Origin of the sequence: Peterkaempfera griseoplana (assembly GCF_001418575.1) — a bacterium.
Taxonomy (GTDB): domain Bacteria; phylum Actinomycetota; class Actinomycetes; order Streptomycetales; family Streptomycetaceae; genus Peterkaempfera; species Peterkaempfera griseoplana.
Genome location: NZ_LIQR01000464.1, coordinates 1 through 5,074 on the forward strand (window position 1 = coordinate 1; position 5,074 = coordinate 5,074).

The 5,074-nt window shown below is 74.1% G+C and carries 4 protein-coding genes and 1 pseudogene; 2 read left to right on the forward strand and 3 right to left on the reverse strand.

Going from position 1 to position 5,074, the window contains the following annotated elements:
- Both AOK09_RS29830 and AOK09_RS29835 read right to left on the reverse strand, forming a co-directional pair.
- On the reverse strand, nt 1–1,235 hold a 1,235-nt coding region (locus tag AOK09_RS29830; RefSeq protein WP_055590349.1), incomplete at its 3' end, for a family 43 glycosylhydrolase.
- A gap of 437 nt (nt 1,236–1,672) precedes the next feature.
- Nucleotides 1,673–2,041 carry a hypothetical protein gene (locus tag AOK09_RS29835; RefSeq protein ID WP_055590350.1) on the reverse strand — a complete coding sequence of 123 codons (369 nt, stop codon included), beginning with the start codon at nt 2,039–2,041 and terminating at the stop codon, nt 1,673–1,675.
- A 244-nt stretch (nt 2,042–2,285) separates the two neighbouring features.
- Here AOK09_RS29835 and AOK09_RS29840 point away from each other — a divergent pair, with 244 nt between their 5' ends.
- On the forward strand, nt 2,286–3,653 hold the full coding sequence (locus tag AOK09_RS29840) for an MFS transporter (protein ID WP_055590351.1): 1,368 nt from the start codon (nt 2,286–2,288) through the stop codon (nt 3,651–3,653).
- A gap of 46 nt (nt 3,654–3,699) precedes the next feature.
- Here the strand turns inward: AOK09_RS29840 and AOK09_RS38430 are convergent.
- Nucleotides 3,700–3,834 (reverse strand): annotated as a pseudogene (locus AOK09_RS38430) (MerR family DNA-binding transcriptional regulator); the annotation flags it as partial.
- 261 nt (nt 3,835–4,095) lie between these two features.
- Between AOK09_RS38430 and AOK09_RS29845 the strand changes: the two are divergent.
- On the forward strand, nt 4,096–5,074 hold a 979-nt coding region (locus AOK09_RS29845; RefSeq protein WP_245687541.1), incomplete at its 3' end, for a DUF4139 domain-containing protein.

Genomic DNA, 5,074 nt, shown 5'->3' on the forward strand with positions numbered 1-5,074 from the left:
TGGTTGCCGCCGCCGTTGCAGGTGCAGATCTCCAGCTTGGTCCCGGGCGCGGTGCTCTGGTTCGGTACGTCCAGGCACATGTTGCCGTAGACCACCAGCTCCCTGGCGGAGTTGAGCGTCCAGGACTGGTTGCCGCCGCCGTTGCAGTCGTACAGGTCGATCGCCGCGCCGCTGCCGGTCGAGGCGTTCTTCACATCCATGCACCGGTTGGACTGGACGCCGCGGATGACCGACGTACCGGTGGTGCCCGGGTTGACCACCGCCACCGAGCCGGTGGAGGTGTCGACGGTCCACTCGGAGTGGCAGCTGATCGAGGCCGAGGTGCCGCTGAGGGTGAGCGGCTCCCAGACGTAGCGGGAGTCGGACAGGGTGCCGGAGTTCCAGCGGTCCCCGAGGAACAGATAGCTGGTGCCGCTGCTGCCGGTGACCGGCAGGATCGACGTCGTCTGCGAGTTGCAGGTGTTGGTGCCCGACGGCGCGAACGACCTCCACGAGCTCCATGCGCCCGTGATCGAGGACGCGGTGGCGTACTGGTTGTCGTTGGTGGACCAGCCGGTGAGGTGCGAGCCGAACAGGAAGTACGTGCCGCCCGCCTTCACCATGGCCGGCGCCTCGTACTGCGGCAGGGTGTTCGCCAGCGACGCCACGCTCAGGTAGTCCGGGGACAGCTTGTAGATCTGCAGCTTCGCATGGGTCCGGTCCTCGCTCATGAAGTACGCGGTGGTGCCGTCGAGGAACAGGTTGTCGTCCAGGCTGTCGTTGCCCAGCGGCTTGGAGCTGCCGCGGTAGGTGTACGTGCCGCAGACGCTGCCGCTGGTCGCCACGCCCGCCTTGCGCTCGCCGTAACTGGAGCTGTCGATGTGCATCCACATGACATAGGTGGAGGTGGACGCGTTCCAGACCACGTGCGGCCGCTCGACGACCCGGTTCGGGCCCAGGTCACCGCTGGACTGCCGGGTCAGCACGTGGTTGACGAACGTCCAGTGCCTGAGGTCGGTGGAGGAGTAGCAGTTGACGTTCTGGAACGCCGAACCGCCTGTCTTGTCCTCGCCGAACCAGTAGTAGGTGCCGCCGACCTGGAGGACGCCTTCGCCGTGCGCCTGGATCGCACTGCCGGAGGAGTCGGTCCAGATCGTGCCGGGCGTGACCGGCTGGGCGGCGGCGAACGCCGGGAGCTGCCCCAGCCCGACGGTCAGGGCGAGCGCGCTCAGCAGCGTGAGCAGTGCGCGTGTCACGGATCTCACGGGATGTGCCTTCCTGTGGGGGGCCGCACGGGTGGGAGGCGCAGGAGGGCGAACGCGCCGGCCGGAGTCCGTCCGGTGATGCACAGAACGGCGGAACGGTGAGGGGACACTTCTGCTGAGCGAGTCTGGAGCGGCTCCCCGGGTGGGTCAAGAGCCCCCGGCGGCCGTCCCGGGCGACCACGGGCGGCCTGGCCGGGGTCTGCGGCGGGGCTTCTCCCCCGGCTCTCGGCCCGCACCTCGGCGCCGTACGGCACCCGCCGGACGGGGGGGACCCCGACCCGGCGCGGGCTCCCCGCGGCAGGACGGTCCGGTACCGGCACGGGGTGGCCCCACCGGCCGGGCCGAGTGCGCGCCGCCGGCCGCCCACGCGGCGTCGGCCGCCGCCGGAACGGAGCCCGGCGGCGGCCGGAGGGGCCAGGTGTCCGGGGTCAGCCGGGCCTGAACGAGCTGAACGTGAGACCGGAGACGGATCCGCCCGGGTTGACGGCGACGGCCAGCTGCGGATCCTGCGAGCACGCCAGGTCGCTGTAGAGGTGGATCGCCTTGTCGGTGTCGTTGGCCAGCGCCCGGAACGTCGCGCCCGCAAGACGGGGAGCCAGTTCCCTGACGGTGTAGCAGCGGCCGTCCGCCGGATTGCTCACCTGCAGCTGCTCGGACGCACCACCCGGCGCGAGAGCGGTGACGGACACGGTGCCGGTGGCGGACCAGGCCGGGGTGGGCGCTGCCACGGTGAACAGCAGGGCAGCAGCGGCGGCCAGGGGTGTCCCGGTCCGGCCGAAGAGGTGCGCGCGGTCCATCAGGTCCTCCGTGAGGGTCTCGTGGAGTCGCCCGGATCCGGTGGCACGGGCCTCGCCGCGTCCTCGGACGACGGGTCGGACCCATACCGGCCAGTCTGCTCCGAGGCCCCCGCACGCGCCACCGGAGCGACCGCCGGGCTCACCGCGCGCGCCGGGCCGGGCCGGGCCGGGCACCGGGCGGGACTTCGCCGCGCCCGACATGGCGAGGGGCTCCTCCGGGCTCGCTGGTGGTAGTGGTGAGTGCATGCACTTGCCCCGGTCGGCCCCCGGGCCGCGGCGGCGGTCCCGGGCACCACTCCTGGCGGTGTGCGCCGGGTACTTCATGGTGATCCTGGATGTGACGATCATCAATGTCGCCGTGCCGGTGATCGGCCGGGACCTGTCGGCCTCGCTCACCGGCATTCAGTGGATCACCGATGGTTACACCCTGGTCCTCGCCGGGTTCCTGCTCACCGGAGGCGCACTGGGCGACCGGCTGGGCAACCGCCGGGTGTTCTGCTGGGGCGTGGCGGTGTTCACGGCCGCCTCCGCAGCGTGCGCGCTCGCACCGCGCGTCCCCTTCCTGGTCGCGGCCCGGCTGCTGGAAGGGCTCGGTGCGGCGCTGATCGTGCCCGGTTCGCTGGCCCTGCTGCAGCAGGCCTACCCGGCGCCTGCCGCACGCGCCCGGGCCTTCGGGCTGTGGGGCTCGATGGCCGGTATCGCGGCCTCGGCCGGGCCGCTGCTGGGCGGGCTGCTGGTCACCGCGGTGGGCTGGCGCTGGGTGTTCCTGATCAACCTGCCCGTGGGTGCGGCCTGCCTGGTACTGACGCTGCGCCATGTCGCTCGCTCGCCCCGGCGCCCCACCCGGGCGCTGGACTGGCCGGCGCAGTGTGCGGTGGTGGCGGCGGTGGCGCTGCTGACCGCGGCGCTCAACGAGGCGGGACGGCGGGGCTGGTCCGATCCGGCGGTACTCGCCGGGCTGGGCCTGGCCGTGACGGCCGCCGCGGCGTTCGCGTTCCGCGAGCGGCTGGCCCGGGCCCCGGCCCTTCCGCTGAGCCTGCTGCGCTCCCGTGCGATGAGCGGCGGAGCCGTCATCGGTCTGCTGTTCAACTTCGGCTTCTACGGGATGGTGTTCACCGCAAGCCTGCGGTTCCAGCACCAGCGGGGCTTCAGCGCCCTCCGTACCGGTCTGGCCCTGTTCCCGGCCGTGGCGATGACCATGTTCGCCTCCGTCCTCTCCGGGCGGCTGAGCCGCCGCACCGGCGACCGTCCGCTGGTGATCTCCGGCATGCTCCTGGCGGCCCTGGGGCTGGCCGGCTGGGCCGCGGCGGGAGCCCACCCCGCCTACCCGCTGCTGGTGGCACCGATGATGGCCGCGGGGTTCGGTACCTCCTTCGCCCTCACCGGCGGGACCGCCACCGTGATGGGTGCCGCGCCACCGGCCTACTCGGGCACCGCCTCCGCCCTCTTCAACACCACCCGGCAGATCGGCAGCGCCACCGGCGTGGCGCTCGGCGGCAGCCTGCTCGCCACGGCCGGCGACTACAGCGCCGGGCTGCGCACCGGCATGGCCGTCGGCGCGCTCGCCTACCTGGCCGCCGCAGGCCTGGCATGGCTCTGTGTGCCGGCGTGAGGGCGGCGACGCCGGGGCCGCCGGCGAACGGGCCGATGAACGCCAGCCGCTCGACGGCGTCCTCGCCGTACAGGCGGTAGCCCGCCGGTGTCCGGGACGCCGGCAGGAGTCCCGCGTTCCCGTAGAACCGCAGGGTCGTCGCCGGGACGCCGCAGCGCTCGGCGAGCTGGGAGATCCGCATCCGTGTCACATCCGCGACGCCAGACCTTCGCCCCGGGTCGAAGGTCAATGCTGCCGCGGTTGTCCGCCGGGTCCGGGCACAGCGGGCGGGCCCTGCCGTGAGCGGGGCCGCGGACGGTCTCCAGGCCCTCGGTGTCGGGTGCGCCCCCTCCCGACCGAAGGCCCCGGGCACGGGCCCCGGCGAAGATCGGCAGGCGGGGCCGCCCGGCGCTAGGCTTCGGGCTCCGGAGGATCTGCGGCGGCGCACGAGGGGGCGGACCAGGTGGCGGCGGAGGCAGCACAGGAGTGGGACTCGGCCCTGGACTCGGTGGTGGTCCACGCACAGGGCGCGGTCTGCCGCCGGGTGGCCCGCGGCTCGGCGCCGCCGGACGGCCGGGTGCGGGTGACCGGACTGCCGCGCTCCCTGGAACCCGGCACGCTCCGCGCCCGGGTGCTGAACGACCCCGCGGTACGGGTCACCGAAGCCCGGATCGAGGTCGGGGCCGAGCTGTACCGTCCCGGGCAGCTGCCCGAACTGCACCGCGAGGCCGAGCGGCTGCGTGACGAGTGCGACGCCGCCCGGCAGCGCCTCGACCGGCAGCTCGACCGGGTCCGGGAGGTCGCCGCCCTGCGCCCGGTGGCCCCGCCGCGCAGGCGGGAGGACGGGCACCGGCGCACCCCCGTGGAGGCCTGGCTGGGTCTCGCCGGGTTCGTGGACGAGCGGCTCACCGGCCTGCACGCCCGGCTGGCCGAGCTGGAGGACGCACTGCGGCTGGCCGAGCACGCCCTGGAGACCGCAGAGGACCGGCTCTCCCGGGCCTCCACCGACGCACCGTCGGCTCCGGTGCAGACCGCTCTCACCGCCGTCCTGACCCTCACCGGAAGCGCCGACCCGGAGGCGGACCTGCAGGTCGAAGTCGAGTACCGGGTGCCGGGTGCGGTCTGGGTGCCCGCCTACCGGCTGAGTCACCGTCAGGATGCGGACACCGGCAGTCTGGTGCTGCGCGCCATGGTCGCCCAGCGCACCGGCGAGGACTGGACCTCCGTACGCATCGGCCTCTCCACTGCCGACCTGCACCGCCGCACCGGGCTGCCCAAGCTCCGCTCCCTGCGCATCGGCCGCCGCCAGCAGGCCCCCACGCCGTCGGGCTGGCGTGAGCCCCCGGCCGGGCTCGCCGAGCTGTTCACCGGGTACGAGGCCGCGGGCCCGCGCCCGGCGGCCCCGGGGACGGTCCCCCTCGTCGTGGCGGGCGCCCCCGCCC